The organism is Alkaliphilus flagellatus (genome assembly GCF_018919215.1).
Taxonomy (GTDB): domain Bacteria; phylum Bacillota; class Clostridia; order Peptostreptococcales; family Natronincolaceae; genus Alkaliphilus_B; species Alkaliphilus_B flagellatus.
This window is the reverse complement of record NZ_JAHLQK010000004.1, coordinates 415,639-436,185: the sequence shown is the minus strand read 5'-3', so window position 1 is coordinate 436,185 and position 20,547 is coordinate 415,639. Positions and strand designations below refer to the sequence as shown.

Annotated in this window: 17 protein-coding genes; 12 read left to right on the top strand and 5 right to left on the bottom strand. The window is 31.5% G+C overall.

The features are described from left to right. Positions 1-169: 169 nt before the first annotated feature. On the bottom strand, positions 170-331 hold the full coding sequence (rd, locus tag KQI88_RS12400; protein WP_256442592.1) for a rubredoxin: 162 nt from the start codon (positions 329-331) through the stop codon (positions 170-172). 202 nt (positions 332-533) lie between these two features. Between rd and KQI88_RS12395 the strand changes: the two genes are divergently transcribed. From KQI88_RS12395 to KQI88_RS12375, 5 genes are all read left to right on the top strand, one after another. Beyond that, positions 534-1,139, top strand: coding sequence for a DUF3298 and DUF4163 domain-containing protein (locus KQI88_RS12395; protein ID WP_216417761.1), 606 nt, complete (start codon positions 534-536; stop codon positions 1,137-1,139). Between the two features lie 169 nt (positions 1,140-1,308). After that, positions 1,309-1,524 (top strand): heavy-metal-associated domain-containing protein, encoded by a 216-nt coding sequence (locus tag KQI88_RS12390; RefSeq protein ID WP_216417759.1) that lies wholly within the window; start codon positions 1,309-1,311, stop codon positions 1,522-1,524. 86 nt (positions 1,525-1,610) lie between these two features. Further along, positions 1,611-3,458 carry a heavy metal translocating P-type ATPase gene (locus KQI88_RS12385; RefSeq protein WP_216417757.1) on the top strand — a complete coding sequence of 616 codons (1,848 nt, stop codon included), beginning with the start codon at positions 1,611-1,613 and terminating at the stop codon, positions 3,456-3,458. A gap of 201 nt (positions 3,459-3,659) precedes the next feature. Continuing rightward, positions 3,660-4,028, top strand: a complete 369-nt coding sequence (locus KQI88_RS12380; RefSeq protein WP_216417755.1) for an ArsR/SmtB family transcription factor — start codon at positions 3,660-3,662, stop codon at positions 4,026-4,028. A 14-nt stretch (positions 4,029-4,042) separates the two neighbouring features. After that, positions 4,043-6,238: a heavy metal translocating P-type ATPase gene (locus tag KQI88_RS12375; RefSeq protein WP_216417753.1), complete on the top strand. Its 2,196-nt coding sequence runs from the start codon at positions 4,043-4,045 to the stop codon at positions 6,236-6,238. Between the two features lie 143 nt (positions 6,239-6,381). On the opposite strand, the gene arcC is transcribed toward KQI88_RS12375, so the two are convergent. Genes arcC through pyrB form a run of 3 tightly spaced genes read right to left on the bottom strand, consistent with a single transcriptional unit; the run spans position 6,382 to position 8,695 of the window. Beyond that, positions 6,382-7,314: a carbamate kinase gene (arcC, locus tag KQI88_RS12370; protein ID WP_216417751.1), complete on the bottom strand. Its 933-nt coding sequence runs from the start codon at positions 7,312-7,314 to the stop codon at positions 6,382-6,384. Positions 7,315-7,338: 24 nt separating this feature from the next. Continuing rightward, complete coding sequence (locus KQI88_RS12365) at positions 7,339-7,767, bottom strand: aspartate carbamoyltransferase regulatory subunit (protein ID WP_216417749.1); 429 nt, start codon at positions 7,765-7,767, stop codon at positions 7,339-7,341. Further along, a complete protein-coding gene (gene pyrB / locus KQI88_RS12360; protein ID WP_216417746.1) occupies positions 7,760-8,695 on the bottom strand; it encodes an aspartate carbamoyltransferase in 936 nt (311 codons plus the stop codon). Before pyrB ends, KQI88_RS12365 begins: the two co-directional genes overlap by 8 nt. A gap of 353 nt (positions 8,696-9,048) precedes the next feature. Between pyrB and KQI88_RS12355 the strand changes: the two genes are divergently transcribed. From KQI88_RS12355 to KQI88_RS12325, 7 genes are all read left to right on the top strand, one after another. Further along, positions 9,049-10,569, top strand: a complete 1,521-nt coding sequence (locus tag KQI88_RS12355) for an ADP-ribosylglycohydrolase family protein (protein WP_216417744.1) — start codon at positions 9,049-9,051, stop codon at positions 10,567-10,569. Positions 10,570-10,771: 202 nt separating this feature from the next. Beyond that, positions 10,772-12,913, top strand: coding sequence for a DNA topoisomerase III (locus KQI88_RS12350; RefSeq protein WP_216417742.1), 2,142 nt, complete (start codon positions 10,772-10,774; stop codon positions 12,911-12,913). 106 nt (positions 12,914-13,019) lie between these two features. Further along, on the top strand, positions 13,020-14,570 hold the full coding sequence (locus KQI88_RS18510) for a sensor domain-containing diguanylate cyclase (RefSeq protein ID WP_216417740.1): 1,551 nt from the start codon (positions 13,020-13,022) through the stop codon (positions 14,568-14,570). A gap of 171 nt (positions 14,571-14,741) precedes the next feature. Beyond that, the gene (cls, locus tag KQI88_RS12340) at positions 14,742-16,247 is read left to right on the top strand and encodes a cardiolipin synthase (RefSeq protein WP_216417738.1); all 1,506 of its coding nucleotides are present in this window, start codon (positions 14,742-14,744) and stop codon (positions 16,245-16,247) included. A 61-nt stretch (positions 16,248-16,308) separates the two neighbouring features. Continuing rightward, positions 16,309-17,304, top strand: a complete 996-nt coding sequence (locus KQI88_RS12335) for an acyl-CoA dehydratase activase-related protein (RefSeq protein ID WP_216417737.1) — start codon at positions 16,309-16,311, stop codon at positions 17,302-17,304. Then, entirely contained in the window at positions 17,276-18,385 is a 1,110-nt protein-coding gene (locus KQI88_RS12330) for a 2-hydroxyacyl-CoA dehydratase (RefSeq protein ID WP_216417735.1), read from the top strand. The genes KQI88_RS12335 and KQI88_RS12330 overlap by 29 nt, the downstream gene beginning before the upstream one ends. Continuing rightward, complete coding sequence (locus KQI88_RS12325) at positions 18,360-19,343, top strand: acyl-CoA dehydratase activase (RefSeq protein WP_212376103.1); 984 nt, start codon at positions 18,360-18,362, stop codon at positions 19,341-19,343. Before KQI88_RS12330 ends, KQI88_RS12325 begins: the two co-directional genes overlap by 26 nt. 75 nt (positions 19,344-19,418) lie before the next feature. Here the strand turns inward: KQI88_RS12325 and KQI88_RS12320 are convergent, their stop codons facing one another. Continuing rightward, positions 19,419-20,489: an XdhC family protein gene (locus KQI88_RS12320; protein ID WP_216417733.1), complete on the bottom strand. Its 1,071-nt coding sequence runs from the start codon at positions 20,487-20,489 to the stop codon at positions 19,419-19,421. Positions 20,490-20,547 lie beyond the last annotated feature (58 nt).

The following is a 20,547-nucleotide window of genomic DNA, read 5'->3' as shown; positions in this document are numbered from 1 at the left end:
CATCTATTATCATATAGCTTTCTCCTAAAATTTTATATATTAAAATGGCATATTATGCAGGATTATTGTAAAAATAACTATTCAATTGTTTTACATAACCTACTACCTATAAATAATAAAGGAAGGACAATTGTCCTTCCTTTATTATTTATATTTTATGTATTTTTAATTATTCTTCTGGCTCGAACATATCTTTGCTAACGCCACAAACTGGACATACCCAATCCTCTGGGATATCTTCAAAAGCTGTTCCTGGAGCTACTCCTCCATCAGGATCTCCTAACTCTGGATCATAAACATAGCCACACGGTATACATACATATTTCATAATTACATGTCTCCTCTCTCTTAAAATGATATTTAATTTAATTATGTATTTCAACATTACCATTATACCCAATAATATGCAACAGTAAACAAAAAAAGAATATAAATTAACTATTTATTATAGCTATTTCAAAGATGTAACTACTTTCAATATTATTCATAAGATGTAATTAACTCAACCATTTAATTTGAGAGGTGAAAAAGTTATGGATAAAAGATTTCCAGTTTATATTAGTACGATGAAATTAACAATGCCAAGATTAGAAATATATTATCCAGTAGTAAGTGGATTAAATAATATAAATGTACAGAAAAACATAAATAGTAACATATTAAACTTAGTCTATCAAATGATAAAGGATCAAGGATATTATGAAAATCCACAGACTACAATTACAGGTTATTATGAAATTAAGACAAATGAGAGAGGTATACTAAGTATTGTATTAACTAATTATGCCTTCTCTGGAGGAGCCCATGGATTAACAATTATGAAATCACTTACTTTTGATGTAGAAACGGGAAAACTATATTCCTTAAAGGATTTATTTAAAGATGGCAGTAATTATGTAGATGTACTGTCAGAAATTATTGAAGAGCAAATAGAAGAAAGAGATATTCCACTAATAACAGAATTCGATAAAATTAGACCAGATCAAGATTTTTATATAGCGGATAAAGCCTTAGTTATATATTTTCAACTTTATGAGTTAGCACCATATGCATATGGTTTTCCGCAATTTCCTATATCGGTTTATGAAATTCAAGATATAATAAAGGAAGATGGGCCTTTAGGAGAAATGCTATACTAGCATATATTAAAAGAAAATGTATAAACTAAAAGATGCTAATAGGCATCTTTTTATTTTTATTGCTTAGGAAAGTATAAATTTTTTAATTTTGACCTAGGTCAAGGTTTAATAACAAACTTATAGTTATAATAAAGATATAAAATAAAAAATATTAAGGAGGTTGTCTATTATGATAACAAAAACATATCAATTGGAGACATTAACATGCCCTAGTTGTACAATGAAAATTGAAGCTTCCGTAAAAAAAATGATTGGGGTAGAAAAGGTAGAGGTGCTTTTTAATTCGAGTAGAGTAAAAGTATCTTTTGATGAAGCAGTTCAAAATAGTGATGAAATCAAAAATACTATTGAAAAAGTAGGTTTTGATGTTTTAGGTATAAAATAGCAAAGAAGATTTGATTCATAAGAACTATTAGCTCCAACTGAATTAGAGTTAACCTAATATTATTAAACCGTAAGGGAGAGATGACTATGTTTAAAATAAGTAAATTTCAAAGAATAGTTGTATCTGGAGTTATGATAGTCATCTCCTTATTACTCAATTATTTAGCTTTATATAAGACATTATCTAATATACTTTTAGTTGTAGCTGCTATTATTTCGGGTTATCCAATTGCGCTTAATGCTATTAGAGCATTAAGATATAAAATTTTAGGTATCGATGCTCTTGTTACTACAGCTGTTATCGGTGCCTTTTTTATACAAGAATACTTTGAGATGGCAGCCGTGACTTTCTTATTTATGTTTGGAAGCTATTTAGAGTCCAGAACATTAGAAAAGACACGATCTTCAATAAAAGCCCTTTTAGATTTGGCACCAGATAGAGCTAGAGTAATTCGGGATGATATGGAAGTTGAAGTTTTACCCGAAGAAGTAGTAAAGGGAGATATAGTAATAGTAAAACCAGGAGAAAAAATACCCGTCGACGGTACTGTTATAGAGGGAAAAGCATATGTAAACCAGGCTGCAATTACAGGCGAATCTGTTCCTGTAAGTCGTGAAAATGGCGAAGGTATATTCTCGGGTACAATTATAGAGTCTGGATATCTTAAAATAACAGCAGATAGAGTAGGTGAAGATACAACATTTGCTCGTATATTAGAAATGGTAGAAGAGGCTCAAGACAAAAAAGCTAAAACACAAAAATTTTTAGAGGTATTTTCAAAATATTATACACCAGGAATTATGGTATTAACAGTTATAGTATATTTATTAACTAGAGATATTGAACTTGCCCTTACACTTCTAGTTATTGCTTGTCCAGGTGCTCTTGTAATATCAGCTCCGGTTTCTGTAGTAGCTGGCATTGGAAATGGAGCAAAGCATGGAGTTTTAATTAAAGGTGGAGAAATAATAGAAAAGATGGGAAAAGTTAGAGTAATTGCTTTTGACAAAACCGGAACCCTTACAATAGGAAGACCTCAAGTAACCAATGTAAAATCATACGGATTAGATGAAAAGGAAATTTTAAGATTAACTGCAAGTGGAGAACTGTATTCGGAACATCCCCTAGCCAAGGCCATATTAGAAGGAGCAAAGGAGAGAAATATAGTAGACTTAATAAAACCAGAACATACGGAAATTATAACTGGTCAAGGATTAATAGCTAAAATAGAAGGTAAAAATATTTTAATAGGAAATAGAAAATTACTTCAATTTAATGGAATAGTAATAGATGAAGAAGTAGAAAAATATATACAGAATGAAGAGTCAGAAGCACAAACGGCGGTATTGGTAGCAGATTCTGAAAAACTACTAGGTGTAATATCTATTGCGGATAAGCTTAGACCAGATGGTGCAGAATTAATAAAGAAACTAAAGTCCCAAGGTATTAAAAAGATAGTAATGCTAACCGGAGACAATAGACTTGCGGCAAAATCTATTGCAAACAAACTAGGTTTAGATGATTACTATGCAGAATTATTACCAGAACAAAAAGTAACAAAATTAAAAGATCTACAAGAAAAGTATGGTATGACAGCAATGATTGGTGATGGAGTTAACGATGCTCCAGCTCTAGCTTCAGCAGACTTAGGTATTGCTATAGGTGGTGCTGGAAGTGATGTAGCTATGGAAACAGCTGATGTAGTCTTAATGTCTAATGAGCTAAAGAAAGCATCTTATGCAGTAGGTCTTAGCCGTGCTACAGTAAGAAATATGAAGCAAAATATTTATTTTGCAATAGTTGTAGTAATAGGTTTAATTATAGGAGTATTAGGAAAAACTGTTTTTCTTTCAGCTGGAATGCTAATACATGAAATGAGTGTTTTATTAGTAATAGTTAATGCAGTTAGACTTTTAAAGTATGGAGAAAAGTAGATGATTTATAAATATGAAGTATATAGGGGTGGAATATCTAGCCACCAACTTAACTAGAAGGGCTTAATACCTTTCTAGTTTTTTATTTTAAATAAAAATTAAAGACTTTTTTAAAAAATATTGTTGCCAAAAATATGTATATATAATATACTATAAGTGAACATATGAATAGATGTTCATATATAAAGAAAGGATGATATTATGTCTATAAATCAAGTTAATGCAGAGTCGTGTAACTGCAATGTTATACACGAAGATGTAGTTAATAGAGTTAAGCAATCAATGCCTCAAGAAGAAAAATTATATGACTTAGCTGAATTATTTAAGGTTTTTGGAGATACAACAAGAATTAAAATTCTTCATGCATTATTTGAAGCAGAGATGTGTGTTTGTGATATAGCTGTATTACTGGGAATGAATCAATCAGCAATTTCCCATCAGTTAAGGGTACTTAAACAAGCTGGACTTGTAAAATTTAGAAAAGATGGAAAGGTAGTTTATTATTCATTAGATGATGAACACGTTAAAACTATTTTTGAGCAAGGCTTTATTCATATAAATCATAAATAAATGGGGGAAAAAACATGAGTGCAGGACTTCGTAAAGAATTTATTTTAGAGGGATTAGACTGTGCAAACTGTGCGTCTAAGATAGAAGTAAAAGTTAATGAATTAGATGGTGTGCGATTAGCTACTGTAAATTTTGTTACTAAAACTTTAGGTATTGAGGTAGATGATATATCAAAGCTAGAATCTATTGTTAATGATACAAGGGGTATAGTGAAAAAACTAGAGCCTCATGTAGTTGTAACAGAAAAAATAAAAAATAAAATCAAACATAATAACCATAATAATCATGACCATGGACACTGTGATGGACATTGTGATGGACATAATCATGGGAATAGTCATGCTCATAGCCATGGAAGCGGAGGTAATAAAAAGGAGCTTATAGGATTAGGAATAGGAGCTATGCTATTTTTCATAGCCATAGTTTTTAAAATGCCAAACACTGTGGAATTTGTACTCTACTTTATAAGCTATCTTCTTGTAGGTGGCGAAGTCCTACTAAGGGCAGGAAGAAATATATTAAGGGGTCAAGTCTTTGATGAAAACTTCCTAATGGGTATAGCAACAATAGGTGCTTTTGCTATTGGAGAATTTCCAGAAGGGGTAGCAGTAATGCTTTTCTATCAAATAGGAGAGTTTTTCCAAGATTTAGCAGTTAACAGATCTAGAAAATCTATTGCAGCACTTATGGATATTAGACCGGATTATGCAAACCTTAGGGTAGGAAATAAAGAGAAAAAAGTTTCGCCAGAAGAGGTTGTAGTAGGTGACTATATTATAATTAAGCCTGGAGAAAAAGTACCTTTAGATGGGGTGGTTATAGAGGGAAAATCTATGGTAGATACTTCTGCTTTAACAGGGGAATCTGTGCCAAGAGAAGTTGAAGAAGGAAGCAATGTGTTAGGTGGATTTATTAATAAAAATGGTTTGCTGACAGTTAAGGTAAGTAAAGAATTTGGAGAATCTACAGTGTCTAAGATTTTAGAATTAGTAGAAAATGCTAGTAGTAAAAAGGCACCTACAGAGAACTTTATAACTAAATTTGCAAGATACTACACACCAGTAGTTGTATTTGCAGCCCTAGGTTTAGCGGTGATTCCACCACTAGTAATCGAAGGTGCTACTTTCTCGGAATGGATCTATAGAGCACTTATATTCCTTGTAATATCTTGTCCTTGTGCATTAGTAGTATCTATACCACTAGGATTCTTCGGAGGAATTGGTGGAGCATCTAAAAATGGAATTCTAATAAAGGGTGGAAATTACCTAGAAGCACTTAACAATGTTGATACAGTAGTATTTGATAAAACAGGTACATTAACAAAGGGTGTATTTAAAGTAACTGAAATAAATGCTAATAAAAATATTTCAAAGGAAGAACTATTAGAGTACGCTGCTTATGCAGAAAGTCATTCTAATCATCCTATTGCTATATCTATTTTGAAGGCCTATGGAAAAGATATAAATAAGGATGAAATTGAAAACTATGAAGAAATATCAGGACATGGAATTAAAGTAAAGGTAAAAGATAAAGAGATTTTAGCTGGAAATGCTAAATTAATGGATGAGAAAAAAGTTGCATATGACTCAGTAGAAACTATAGGAACTATAGTATATATAGCTGTTAATGGAAAATTTGCGGGTTCTATCATTATTTCCGATGAGATAAAGGAAGATTCACAAAAAGCAATTAAAGAATTAAAAAATATTGGTGTTAATAGGACTGTTATGCTTACAGGAGATAACAAACAGGTAGGAGTAAGAGTAGCGAAGGAATTAGGCTTAGACGAAGTACATGCAGAACTTTTACCTGATCAAAAAGTCGAGAAGCTGGAAATGTTAGATAGACAGAAATCAGAAAAAGGGAAGTTAATTTTTGTTGGAGATGGAATCAACGACGCACCAGTGCTAGCTAGAGCAGATATAGGGGTAGCAATGGGTGGATTAGGTTCTGATGCAGCTATAGAAGCAGCTGATGTTGTTTTAATGACCGACGAACCAATGAAGCTAGTGAGTGCAATAAAAATAGCTAAAAGAACTAGACGTATTGTATGGCAAAACATTATATTTGCCTTTGGAGTAAAGGCTATTGTATTGGTATTAGGTGCGGGTGGTCTTGCAACTATGTGGGAAGCAGTATTTGCAGATGTAGGTGTAGCTCTTATTGCAGTATTAAATGCTATGAGAGTTTTAAATGTGAAAGATATTTAAACTTTTTTTAATATATGTAAAAATAAGACTCTTTTAGGAGTCTTATTTTTATAAAATAAAAGGAAAATAAGAAGAAATATGGAGCAGGAAATATATTCTTAATACTTAAATTTATTAAAATACACTAAACTATATATACACAATTAAACTATCAAAGTTCCAGTCTTTCCTTCTATACCTTCTTTGGCTTTCTCTAAAGAGGTAATAAGGGCTTTTCTGCCTTCTTTACTTTCAGCAAACTTTATGGCCGCTTCAACCTTAGGAAGCATAGAGCCTCTAGCAAAATGACCTTCTTTTATATACTGTTTAACTTCATAAATACTTATTGTATCAAGAAACTTTTCGTTTTCCTTTCCGTAGTTAAGGGCTACTTTTTCTACTGCTGTAAGGATTATTAAATAATCTGCTTCAACAACTTCAGCTAGTTTTTCACTGGCAAAGTCCTTATCGATTACGGCGGAAACTCCTATTAGACTATTTTCTTCTTCTATTACTGGTATTCCACCGCCACCTACAGCTATAACAATATGGCTTGCCTTAGTTAAGGTTTTTATAATATCCTCTTCGACTATTCTAATAGGAAGTGGAGAAGGAACTACTCTTCTATATCCTCTACCTGCGTCTTCTACTACTACATAACTTTTTTCTTTTTCTAATATTTCAGCTTCTTCCTTTGTATAAAATGCACCTATTGGTTTTGTAGGGTTTTGGAAGGCCGTATCATTTTTATCTACTATAACTTGAGTAATAACAGTTGCAACAGGTTTCTTAATATCTCTTTTTATAAGTTCTTCTCTTAGGGCATTTTGTAGATGATATCCAATATAACCCTGGCTCATAGCGTTACATTCGGGGAAGGGTATTTCAGGAATAATTGCATTAGATTTAGAAGCTTCTTCCATTGCTAGGTTAATCATACCTACTTGTGGACCATTTCCATGGCATATTATTACTTCGTTTCCTTCTTCTATTAAATCTACTATTGGCTTTGCTGTACTTTTCACCGCTAAAAGCTGTTCTTCAGGATTATTCCCTAAGGCGTTACCCCCTAGGGCGATTACTATTCGTTTACTCATATCTACACCTCCGGCCAATAACTACTAGAGTTTATATTCTGTCAGCTCTTCACAGTAGTTACAACGATATTGAATTTTTCCGTTAGGTACTAATGTGAATTCTGATATAGTATAATCATCTACAGTTGTTATACAACGAGGATTTTTGCACTGGAATAGCCCTTTTATCTTTTTAGGTATTTCAACTTTTGATTTTGAAGTAATCTCTCCATTTTTTATAATATTCACAGTAGCATTTTGATCAATAAGCCCTAGTACAGTCATATCTATATCGACATGGTCTTGTATCTTAATAATATCTTTTTTACCTAGTATATGGCTATTTACTTTCATTAGCAAAACTACAGGTGCATCTATTTTATCTAATCTTAATTTGTTGAAAATTTTAAGTCCATTTCCTGATGTAATATGGTCTATTACAATTCCTTGTGTAATTCCGGTTACTTTAAGCATTAGTATCCCTCCCTAAAAGTAGCACCATTAGAGCCATTCTTGCAAATACTCCAAGTCTTGCCTGTTGAAAATATTTTGCTCTAGGATCTTTATCCACATCATAGTTTATTTCGTTAACCCGTGGTAGTGGATGCATTAGCAGCAAATCTTCTTTAGCATATTTGAGTTTTTCAGGGGTTAAAATATAGCTATCTTTTAATTTAATATAGTCATCTTCATTAAAAAACCTTTCTTTTTGAATTCTGGTCATATATAAAACATCAATATCTTTCATATGCTCCTCTAAAGAAGTGGTTTCAATAATTTTTACATTATGTTTTTCTATAACATCATTTTTTAAGTGAAGGGGAATTTTTAATTCTGGTGGAGATATTAATATGAATTCTATATTAGGAAAGCGACTTAAAGTTTTAAGCAAAGAATGTACTGTTCTTCCAAAGAGTAGATCTCCACATATAGCAACCTTAAGATTTTCGATATGATTTTTATAGTATTGTATAGTTAATAAATCTGTTAAAGTTTGAGTAGGGTGTTGATGACCACCATCGCCACCATTTATAATAGGAACTGTAGAATATTGTGATGCTAGAAGGGGTGCTCCTTCCCTTGGGTGACGCATTACTATAATGTCTGCATAGCCATCTAAAACCCTTATGGTATCTGCAACACTTTCTCCTTTCTTTACTGAGCTAGTTTCTGCATCTGCAAAGCCAAGAACGGTGCCTCCCATTCGAAGCATTGCGGATTCAAAGCTTAAACGTGTTCTTGTGCTAGGCTCATAAAACAAGGTTCCAAGAATTTTCCCTTTACATAACTCACTGAATTTTGATGGATTTTTGTATATTACAAGTCCTAGGTTGATAATAGCTTGAAGTTCTTCCACAGTAAAGTCGTTTACATCTATAAGATGTCTGCCTTTTAGTTTCATTGCATTTCCTCCCTTTTCATTTGGGAGCGTTAACTCCCTTTCTAGCCTCACTGGACTAAGTTAAAGGCAAAATAGAATAACCCCATTGGCTTACGCAATAACCAAAGGGGTTAGAAAGTAACTCAAAGCAATATATTTTTCAAATAATATACTTAGAGTTTATATCCGATCCTTTTTGGTCTCACAGTACCAATTTAAAGGCATATTCTTTTTTAAAAATATACCATGAAAATAGTATTAAGTCAATAAACAATAATAATAAATTTAATAAGTATTGACGGAATTATGAAGGAAAAACTATGGTATTGTAGAATATTTGAGATATAGAATAATATAAAGGGGGTGCATGGGTTATGTATATAAGTTTATTGGAGGAAATATATAACTTTTTAGTAGAAAAGATAGGTATGCCTGATTTAAATACACGTACTGAAAATGTGAACTTAGTCCCCTTATCAAATATAGATTATAGAGATAAAATTAGAGGAGCGATGGTGAACTTAGCTATTGGAGATGCCTTTGGAAGTTCGTGGGAAGGTCAACAGTCAAAGGAGATTGAACATATAAATCATTTTTTAAAGGGAGAAAGAAGTACTGCTTCTTTAAAGGGAACATGGCAAACCACAACTGTTATTTTATTTGCAGAATCCTTAATTATTAATCAAACCTTTAATCCAGAAGATTTAGCGAATAGGTTTATTCGTCAACCTATTATTGGAATAGATAAAGTAATGGAGCAATTTACTTTAAATTATAGAGACCACAGAATGGAATGGTATAGATGTGGTATAGCTTCCGTAGAAGCTGGAGCAGCTATTAGAGGAGTGCCCTTAGCATTAATAAACTATGGAGATTTTACTACATTAAAATTAATTGGAGGAATTCAGACAATTATTACCCATATGGATGAAACTGCTGTTGCTGCCAGTATTTTATTTTCCTCAGCTGTAGCATACTTATTAAATACTCCTGCTTTTTCCATGCAGAGTAAAAATGATTTTAATCTATTTATAGATACCCTTTGTAAGAGTATAAAAGGAATAGAAACCAAAGTATACCCTACAGGTAAAAATGGAGAAATTGCGAACTTATATATAATGGTTAATCGTATATTAAAGGAATGGATTGATAAGAGTATTTCGATTGAAGAGATAAAAGAACAGTGGGGGAGTAGTGCTAATTCTCTAGAGGCAATTCCCTTATCCTTATATATTTTTTTAAAAAATCCTAACGACTATGAAAAAACATTAAAAGAATGTTTAACTATGAGAGAAACCGATATAATAGTGACCATGGTGTTAGCCTTGCTAGGAGCATATTTAGGGTTTAATAATATACCAAAGGGATATATAAATAAATTATATATGGATAAAGAGATTTTAACTTTATCTGATAGACTATTTGAGCTTTCGTTAAAAAATAAAAGCAATAACCCTTACAGAAGAATGCGAGATCAAATAGAAATAGAACGATCTCAAGATGAATTAGATAAGTTATTATGGTTAGGAATTAAATATAATAAAGAAGAAGAATATGCAATGTCTATTAAATACTTCGAAGAGCTTATAACAAAAAGCCCTGACTTTAAGAAAAATGAAAGAGTAAAACTTCATATTATAGAGGCATATGAAGGGTTGGGAAGCAAGCTTCTAGACAATGAAGCTTATGAGGATGCCTTAAGGTGTTTTAAAAAAGCCCTTATCTATGATTTAAATCATCCGACAATTTTATGTGATATAGCAGTTACTTATTTAAACATAGATGATTTAGATAAGGCAGAAAAGTATGCCCGAAGAGCAGTTGAAATTGCGCCAGAATATGAAATAGGTAGAGAAGTATTAGAGGGTATTAAAAGTTTGCAGAATAAGAGCTGAAATTATTTTTAGCTCTTGTTGTATTTTTATAGTATAATAACAAATGTAGAATGTTGTCGAAAATAAGGTTATATTGTCGAAAACTAGAAAAATATATCAGAAAAATACGAATGTAAATAGGAAAATAGACCTATTTTTTCCTACCATTATAAAGATAAATAATATATAATAAATGCGTAAGTTATTATGAAAGGATAAAGGTATGAAAAAACTAGTAATAGCAGAAAAACCTAGTGTAGCTAAAGATATTGCAAAGGTTTTAAATTGTAAAGATAAAAAAGATGGTTACATAGAAGGAGATAACTATATAGTTACTTGGGCCATAGGTCATTTAGTTGTATTATGTGACCCTGAGGAATATGATATTAACTATAAGAAGTGGGCATTTAATAATTTACCTATTATACCAGAAAAAATAAAGCTTAAACCTAACCCTAAGACATATAAACAGTATCAAATTGTAAAAACTTTGATTAAAGGTTCACAAGTTGATGAAATAATATGTGCTACTGATGCTGGTAGAGAGGGAGAACTTATTTTTAGATATATATATGAGCTTGTTGGCTGCAGAAAGCCTTTTAAAAGGTTATGGATATCATCACTTACAGAAGAAGCAATCAAGGAGGGATTCGCTAAGTTACGGGATGGTAAAGCATATGATCCATTGTATTACTCAGCAAAGTGTAGAAGTGAAAGTGATTGGTTGGTAGGAATGAATGGGAGTAGGGTATATAGTATAAAATATAATAGCTTACTTCCCATAGGTAGAGTACAAACACCTACTTTAAAGATTATAGTTGATAGAGATATGGAAATCGATAATTTTACTCCTGTTGATTATTGGGAGGTAAAGGCAGATTTTAAAGAGTATAGTGGTACTTGGATAGATTTAGAAACTAAGGAAAGTAAAGTAGATACTATTGAAAAGGCAGAATATATAAAGAATAAAGTAGTAGGTAAAGAAGGCGAAGTTACAGATTGCCAAAAGAAAAAAGTAGTTAAAAAACCACCATTATTATATGATTTAACAGAGTTACAAAGAGATGCAAACAAACGATATGGATATACCGCTCAAAGAACTTTAGATATAGCTCAAGCTCTTTATGAAAAAAGAAAGGTAATTACATATCCAAGAACTGATAGCCGTTATTTATCCAAGGATTTAATTCCAAAATTAAAAAACTTAATTAAAAAAGTAGGGTTGGAAGGGTATCAAAAATATACAGGTAATTTAGAAAAATTAGAGAAGTTACCAATTACTTCTAGGATTGTTAATGATAGTAAGGTTTCGGATCATCATGCTATTATCCCTACGGAAAAAAGGGCAATACTGGACAAATTCTCTGAGGAAGAGAAAAATATTTACGATATTATTGCAAGAAGATTTTTATCTGTTTTTTATAATGATTATGAATATTTTAGTATAACTATAATAACTAATGTAGAAGAGGAAAACTTCAAAAGTAATGAGCAGCAAACTATAAATCAAGGCTGGAGAATACTCTATAATGAAAAAGAAAAAGGCATAAATACAAGTTTACTAGCTAATATACAAAAAGGATATACAAGCTTGGTAAAAAATGCAGATATAGAAAAAAAACAAACAAAACCTCCAGACAGATATAATGAAGCACTACTTTTAGGTGCAATGGAAAATGCGGGAAAATTTATTGATGATGAGGAATTAAGAGAACAATTAAAAGCAAGTGGTATTGGTACACCAGCTACTAGGGCTTCAATTATTGAAAGGATTATAAATGTTGGATATATAGAAAGACAGGGGAAAAATTTAATATCTACAGAAAAAGGGAGAAAACTTATACAGGTCGCTTCTAATGAATTATCATCCCCAGAGCTTACAGGTAAATGGGAAAGGGCCCTAGACAAAATTGCTAAAGATCAATTGGATTCTAAAAAGTTCATGGATGGTATTGTTAGATTTACAACATTTATAGTGGAAGATGTAATTAGAAATAAAGAAGAAGTTATATTTGAAAGATACAATAAAGGAAAAAATCAAAAAGATTTTAAGAGTAGTTCTTACAACAATACTTTAGGTATATGTCCAGCATGTAAAGTTGGAAATGTAATGGAAGGACCTAAAAATTTTTACTGTAGTGAATATAAACAGGGGTGTAAATTCGGATTGTTTAAAGAAGATGTACTTATGAAAAAATTTAAAAAGAAAATGACTAAAACCATAGTAAGTAAACTGATTGAAAATAAAGTAGTCATTGTAAAAGGGATGGTATCGCCCCAAACTAATAATAAGTTTGATGGCAAAATTCGTTTGAAAAAATCAAGCAATGGTTACTGGGGTTGGGAGTTTGCAACAGGGGAATAGATGTATTTGAGCACTTGAAATGTTAAAGTGTAAGCTTAAAAGTTTAAGTGCGATGGAGTCGATGCAATAGCATCAGACGACTTTGATAAGTAAGTGGGGGAGTTAAGTGGTGAATAGAGAATATCATAAAGAATCCCAAGTGTTAAATGGACATGAAAAACATAGTATGCAGCTATATAGAGCACTCAATAGGCAATATAGTAAAGAGGCTGCTATTAATGTTGTGGTTAATTTTATTTACAAAAGGCTAGGCTATAGGACTATGTATCTAGATATTGTAGAAAACAACAAAAAGGTTATGATCAAAGATTCATCATGTAAAGATATTAATGAAAAAAGCAATATAACAGATACGACAATTTCAGGTGTTTTTAATTTAAGTTTATCTATGAACGAGTATAAAAAGCCCTTATGCTTGGAGGATTTAAATAGTATAGAAGAAGCATTTCCATATTTATATACAATGATTCAACCACATAAGTTATTATCTACACCTGTCTTTGCGCAAAGTAAATTAGTAGGTCTTTTAATTATTTATGACAAAGAAAAAGAAAGAAAAATTTCTTGTGAACTTAAAGATATAGCACAATTGGTTGCTAGAGAACTTACAGCCGTATTTTCTAGAATTGAGAGACAAAATTTAGCCTTTGAAAATATGCTTGGATTAACAGCTCTAGAGAATATATTACTATATAATCCAGAAGATAGTTTGGATAATACAAGGGACCCATTGCAAAAAATAGTTTCAATAATTCCTAGTGCTACAGGTATGAAAAAGTGTACTATAGCACTATTAGATGAGGATGAGGAGTTTTTATTACCCCATTACTCCACCTTTGATAAAAGTGCCAAGACTAAAGAAAAAAAATACCCACTAGATAAAACTAAGACAAAGGATCATACGGCTATTATTGCTATAGATACCAAAAAACCTGTTGTTGTATATGATGCACTGACAGACCCTAGATGTGATCCTGAGCTTTCTAAGGAGTTAGGTGTTCGTTCCAATGTAGTATTACCTATCCTTAATGTTCATGGAAAACCTTTGGGCGTAATGTACTTAGATAACGGAGAGTACGAAACTTTCTCTGATAGACAAGTTCGATTTTTAGAAATTATAGCTCGCCATATAGGGCTTATTATTTCTAACATAGAGTATATTGGAGACTTAAAGGCATGGTCAAAATATGATGGATTAACAGGACTACTTAATCGCAGAACATTTGAGAACATATATGAAGAAGTATACAAAATATACAGGTATAGTGAAGAAAAATTCTCTATTTTAATGATTGATATAGATGATTTTAAGTCAACTAACGACAATTATGGTCATCAAATGGGAGACATAGTTTTAAAAAATGTTGCAAACTGTATAAGGGAAAATGTAAGACAAAAAGATATAGTTGCTCGCTATGGAGGGGAAGAAGTAATAGTTATATTAAAGGATATTGGTAAGGAAGAAGCTAAGATTATAGCAGATCGTATTCGTCACTTAATTGAGAATCTTTCTGTACATAATATAAGTGTTACTGTATCTATAGGCCTTTCAACATTTGGTATAGACAGCTATAACAAGGAAAATTTAATTCATATTGCAGATAAATGCTTATATGAGGCAAAAAGCATAGGTAAGAATCAGGTAATTTGTAAATAAAAAATTAATAATAGTATTTTAAAAAATTAAGAATTCAACCACAAAAAAGCAGCCTAGACTGCTTTTTTTTGTGTATATAAAAAAATGTTTCTAAAAATAAGTATTAAGGTTAAAGATAATAACATTGGACATGATTATATATTATATAGTTTAATCTTTGGAGGAGACAAAATGTTAATCAATTTTTATATGAAGTTTTTATTATTGCTACTAACAACTTTAGTGTACTTTAATCTATTTATACTAGTTAAAGATGCTATCTTTGTAATGATATATCCATATTTATTAGGATTTACAGCTTTATTTATAATATTTCTTTTAATGTTACAATTTTTTGAAAATGCTGTCATTATAAAAATTATATATGTTATAATGACACTCTTTTTTATTTTTTTTATGTTTACTTTTTTTCAAATATGGAAAAACACAAGAGCGTTAAACGGCTATCAAGTAAAGAGAAGTAACTATATGGATCAATTAACAGAGATTGATAAAAATAAAAGAATGATAGATGTAACTTTAGAACAAAGTCAACAGGGAATTGGAAAACTTATAGAAGAAAATACAGGAATGCCTATTTCCTTTTATAATGAAGCATTATTAATATATGACGGTATTACTATATTTGATGAAATTGTAGAGGAAATAAGTAAAGCTAAAAGCCATATACATATCGAGTTTTTTATACTTAGAAATGATAATATAGGACGAAAGCTTAAAGATCTATTGATTAAAAAAGCTAAAGAAGGTGTAGAGGTTAGAGTTATTTATGATGGATTAGGAAGCTGGAGTTTAAAAAGACACTTTCGTAAGGAACTAATTGAAGCTGGAGTAGAGATAAAGGCATACGACAATATTTTTCAGTCTGTTATTAAAGGAAAGCTAAACCATCGCAACCATAGAAAAATAGTTATAGTAGATGGTAAGGTAGGATTTACTGGAGGAATTAATATAGGTGATGAATATTTAGGTAGAGATAACACCATAGGAAACTGGAAGGATATTTTAGTGAAAATAAAAGGTGAAGCCGTTAAGGGTATGCAGAGAGTATTTTTAGGGGACTGGTATTATGTTAGTGGAGATAAACTGTTAGATAATAAGTATTTTCCAGAGTGGGAGGGAGAAAACATTTTACCTGTACAAATAGTTAGTGGCGGATATGACACCTATTGGAATGAAATTAGTCAAGCATATTTTTCTATAATAACTTCGGCAAAAAAGAGATTGTACATTGCAACCCCGTATCTTGTACTAAGTGACAGTATGATAAATGCTCTTCAGACAGCGGCTTTAAAAGGGGTAGATGTAAAAATAATAATACCTAAAAATCCAGATTTATTTTTAGTTGGATGGGCTAATTCATCATTTTTTAATAAACTTTTAAATAGTAAAGTGAAAATATATTTGTATGAAGACGGTTTCATACATTCAAAGGTTTTTGTAGCAGACGATAAGGTCGTATCAGTTGGATCTGCTAATTTGAATACACGAAGTCAATATTTAGATTATGAGATGAATGCCATATTATTTGATCATAGTCAATCGGAGCTTATGATTAAAGAACTTTATAAAAATATAGAAGATAGTGATGAAGTTATATTAGAAGATTACAGAAAACGCCCGTTAATACAGAGGTTTAAAGAAAAGATAGGTATGTTAATGATACCTTTAATTTAGCCAAGTATATAAACAATAATAGTTGTCAATAATACTTAATGTGCTAAAAAGGAGGGGTTTTATGGCAATAAAAATTGGTATTCCAAGAGGATTATGGTTTTATGACTATTATCCCTTATGGAAAACCTTCTATGAACACTTAGGGGCAGAGGTTATTTTATCTAGGCCTACGAACAAACAAATATTAGACCAAGGTGTAAAAAATACAGTGGATGAGGCTTGTCTTCCTGTAAAGATTTTTAATGGGCATGTTATGGATTTGAAAGATAAGGTAGATTATATTTTTGTTCCTAAGATGATGAGTGTTTATGAAAAAGAATATATATGTCCAAAGTTTTGTGGATTGCCCGAAATGGTAGTACATTCAATTAAGAATCTACCACCTTTAATAGATGTAGAAATCAACTTCAATAAGTCTAGAAAAAATTTAGATGAAACAATATATAAATTTGGATACTACATTACTAAAGATAAAGGAAAAATTAAAAGGGCATATGCTGAAGCTTTGAAAAGTTATCAAAGGTATAAGGATACAATAAAAAGTGGTAATCTACCTGTAGATGGAAAGTTTATAGAGTCCAATAATAGTGCTATATCTAATATAAAAAATAAAAAGAGAATAGCAGTAGTAGGACACACCTATAATATGTATGATAGTTACACCTCTATGAACTTACTGAATAAGCTAAAGGAAAATCAGGTTGATATCCTTACTCCAGAAATGATTGATTTTAATATTATTAACAAATATGCAGATGAACTAGAGAAAAAAATGTTTTGGAGCTTTGGAAGAAAACTTTTAGGTGCTTCTATGTATTTAGCCCAAGCTAAAAATGTAGATGGTGTTATTTATGTATCATCATTTGGATGTGGTATTGACTCAATAATACAGGATCTATTTGAAAGAAAATCCAGAAGAGAAGGTAAAATTCCTTTTCTACTATTGACTATAGATGAACATACAGGCGAAGCAGGGATTAATACAAGAATTGAAGCATTTTTAGATATGATTGAATGGAGGAATCGAAATGAAGGTAACCTTTCCGCACATGGGTAATCAATATGTGGCTACAAAAGTATTATTAGAAGAATTAGGAGTTGATATAGTAATTCCGCCCCAGTGTAGCAAAGATACTCTAAATATTGGTGTAAAACATTCTCCAGAGTCTATTTGCCTTCCACTAAAGGTCAATATAGGTAATTATATAGAAAGCATAAACATGGGAGCAGATACTATAGTATTAACAGGAAGCTGTGGGCCTTGTCGTTTTGGATACTATTCAATATTACAAAGAGAACTATTGCGTGAAATTGGCTATGATATAGATGTTATATTACTTGATCCTCCTCAAGGTGATTATAAAGCATTCTTTGATAGAATTTTTAAATTAACAGGAACTAAAAATCCTTATAAAATTGTCAAAGCTTTAAAAAAAGCAGTGCGGGTATTGAATCAGGTGGATGATTTAGAGGATACAACCTACTATAAAAGACCTAGGGAAAAGGTTAGAGGTAGCGTAGATCGGTATTATGATCAATTTCATAAGGATATAAGGATGGTATATGGGTATGAAGGAGTTTCTCGGCTAATGAAGGAGACAAAGGAAAAAATACTATCTGTAGAGGAAGACCCAAATAGAGAAATTATTAAAATTGGTGTTGTAGGGGAAATTTACACTATTATAGAACCCTTTGTAAACTTAGATATTGAGAAAAAACTAGGAAGTTTAGGAGTAGAAATAGATAAATCATTAAAAGTAAGTCGCTGGCTAAATGAACATCTCTTCTTAAATCCTCTAGGATTAACTAGTGAAAAGGAAACCACGAAGGCGGCGGAGCCATATTTGAAAACTATGATAGGTGGACATGCTAGAGAAACTATAGGCTATAGTGTTAGATTTGCTAAGGAAGGTTTTGATGGAATTATACAAGTTTATCCTCTAACTTGTATGCCAGAAATAGTCGCACAAAGTATTCTTCCCACAGTTGAAAAGGATTATAATATCCCATACCTATGTCTTATTGTAGATGAAATGACAGGGGAAGCTGGATATATGACTAGATTAGAGGCATTTGTGGATCTTTTACGGAGAAGAAAGGAGATTAGTAAAAGTGAAAAATTGTTATCTGGGTATTGATGTAGGCTCCGTTAGTACTAATATTGTATTAATGGATGAAAATAAAGAGATTATGGGTAAAGTTTACACAAGAACTAGTGGAAAACCAATAGATGCTGTGCAAAGGGCTTTAAAGGAAATAAAATCCCAAGTAACAGAAGATATTAATGTAAAGGGTGTTGGAACAACAGGAAGTGGTAGACATTTAGCTTCTATGATAGTCGGAGCAGATGTTGTTAAAAATGAAATTACTGCCCATGGTATAGCTGCACTTAACTTTGTTGACGGCGTAAGAACTATATTGGAAATTGGTGGACAGGACTCAAAAATTATTTTACTTAGAGATGGAATAATTAGTGATTTTGCTATGAATACTGTATGTGCTGCGGGAACAGGATCCTTTTTAGATAGACAGGCAGCTCGTATGGGTATTGATATTAAAGATTTTGGAGGCTTAGCATTACAGTCAACAAATCCTGTTCGTATAGCAGGAAGATGTGCTGTTTTTGCTGAGACAGATATGATACATAAACAGCAATTAGGGCATAATCAGGAAGATATTATTAAGGGACTTTCCGATGCAATGGTAAGGAACTTTTTAAATAACTTAGCTAAAGGAAAAGAAATAGTAGGTCCTGTTGTATTCCAAGGTGGGGTAGCTGCCAATGTAGGAATTAAAAAATCCTTTGAAGAGGCTCTTGGCCTAGAAGTACTAGTACCACCTCATTATGATGTTATGGGTTCTATAGGGTGTTGTTTATTGGCTCAAGAACATTCTGCAAAAGGAAATAAAACGAGTTTTCAAGGCTTTGATATTATTAACTCTGGCTATAATGTAAAGGGCATAGAGTGCGCAGATTGTTCCAATATGTGTGAGGTTATTGAAATATTAAGAGATGGACAAATTATGGCACGTTGGGGGGACAAATGCGGAAAATGGAACGATTTAATCAAAAGTGATATAGAAAAATTAGCATAAAGTAAAGTAAACCAATTATTCTTAGATAATAAGAATAATTGGTTTATTTTATTAGTGAATGTATAGGTAATTCAATTAAAAAGCTTCGATAAGTACATCTATTGTACCACCACAAACCATGCCTTCTTCTTCTGCCACAATCCCTGTCATATCCACATGCTCGATAGAATAGCCTTTTGTTAATATAACATCACGAGCTAATGTTATTATATTAGCTTCACTACAGCCTCCACCAATACTTCCTATAACTCTGCCATCCATCCAAGCTATCATTTTAGCCCCAGCCTTTCTAGGCACGGAACCTTTAGAAGCAATTATTGTAATAAGGGCCCTAGGAATTTCGGACTGTTGAGATATTTCTTTAATTACATCACTATCAAATTCTGGCCAATTAAACTTTTCTAAATTATTATTTAAAATGGAACCTTTAGATCTCCTAAAACTAATAACCTGTGATATTATGGAAATTGCTATTTCTTCAGGTGTAACTGCACCTATATCTAATCCAATTGGTGAATTAACATTGTTTAGCTTTTCTTTACAATAACCTTCGCTTACTAATTCATCCATCATTGTTTTTACTCGGCGTTTTGAGCCTATCATACCTATATATGATGAATTATACTTTAAGGCATTACGTAAACAAACTCCATCATGCCTATGGCCTCTAGTTACAATAACTACAAAATCTGACTCTCTTAAATTTAACAAATCAAAGACTTTTTCGAAATCTTCACAAATGACTTCACTAGCTTCAGGAAAGCGATTAGGATTAGCAAATGAAGGTCTATCATCTACTACAACAACAGAAAACCCTACTTTATGTCCAAATTCGGCTAAAGGTTTAGCTATATGGCCTCCACCTAAAATTACTAATCTAGGTTTTGGAAAATAAGGTTCAATTAAAATAGTTTTATTCTGACTATTGTAAAGCATAGGACTTCCTGTTTTAAAACTATCCAGTATTTTATCTTTAAGATCCTTTGTAATACTAGGTAGTTCTTTTTCTAAGTTATGTCTAGATAAAAAGAGTTTTTGTTCAATAGTTCCTCTTTTTTCATCACTAGGATTCATAAAAGTTAATAGAGTAGTTTCATGTCCATTGAGTAACTCGTTTAATAAATTTTGATATATATCTTTGAACATAATATAAAATCACCCAATCCATTTTATATTTTAAATATAGTAATATTAAGTAAAGCAT

Excerpts from the sequence above, each read along its gene's own strand:
- KQI88_RS12335 (WP_216417737.1), top strand. The coding sequence starts at position 16,309 with ATGGCAATAAAAATTGGTATTCCAAGAGGATTATGGTTTTATGACTAT.
- KQI88_RS12395 (WP_216417761.1), top strand. The coding sequence starts at position 534 with ATGGATAAAAGATTTCCAGTTTATATTAGTACGATGAAATTAACAATG.
- KQI88_RS12375 (WP_216417753.1), top strand. The coding sequence starts at position 4,043 with ATGAGTGCAGGACTTCGTAAAGAATTTATTTTAGAGGGATTAGACTGT.
- KQI88_RS12350 (WP_216417742.1), top strand. The coding sequence starts at position 10,772 with ATGAAAAAACTAGTAATAGCAGAAAAACCTAGTGTAGCTAAAGATATT.
- KQI88_RS12390 (WP_216417759.1), top strand. The coding sequence starts at position 1,309 with ATGATAACAAAAACATATCAATTGGAGACATTAACATGCCCTAGTTGT.
- KQI88_RS12355 (WP_216417744.1), top strand. The coding sequence starts at position 9,049 with ATGTATATAAGTTTATTGGAGGAAATATATAACTTTTTAGTAGAAAAG.
- KQI88_RS12385 (WP_216417757.1), top strand. The coding sequence starts at position 1,611 with ATGTTTAAAATAAGTAAATTTCAAAGAATAGTTGTATCTGGAGTTATG.
- KQI88_RS12330 (WP_216417735.1), top strand. The coding sequence starts at position 17,276 with ATGAAGGTAACCTTTCCGCACATGGGTAATCAATATGTGGCTACAAAA.
- arcC (WP_216417751.1), bottom strand. The coding sequence starts at position 7,314 with ATGAGTAAACGAATAGTAATCGCCCTAGGGGGTAACGCCTTAGGGAAT.
- KQI88_RS12380 (WP_216417755.1), top strand. The coding sequence starts at position 3,660 with ATGTCTATAAATCAAGTTAATGCAGAGTCGTGTAACTGCAATGTTATA.
- cls (WP_216417738.1), top strand. The coding sequence starts at position 14,742 with ATGTTAATCAATTTTTATATGAAGTTTTTATTATTGCTACTAACAACT.
- KQI88_RS12320 (WP_216417733.1), bottom strand. The coding sequence starts at position 20,489 with ATGTTCAAAGATATATATCAAAATTTATTAAACGAGTTACTCAATGGA.
- pyrB (WP_216417746.1), bottom strand. The coding sequence starts at position 8,695 with ATGAAACTAAAAGGCAGACATCTTATAGATGTAAACGACTTTACTGTG.
- KQI88_RS12365 (WP_216417749.1), bottom strand. The coding sequence starts at position 7,767 with ATGCTTAAAGTAACCGGAATTACACAAGGAATTGTAATAGACCATATT.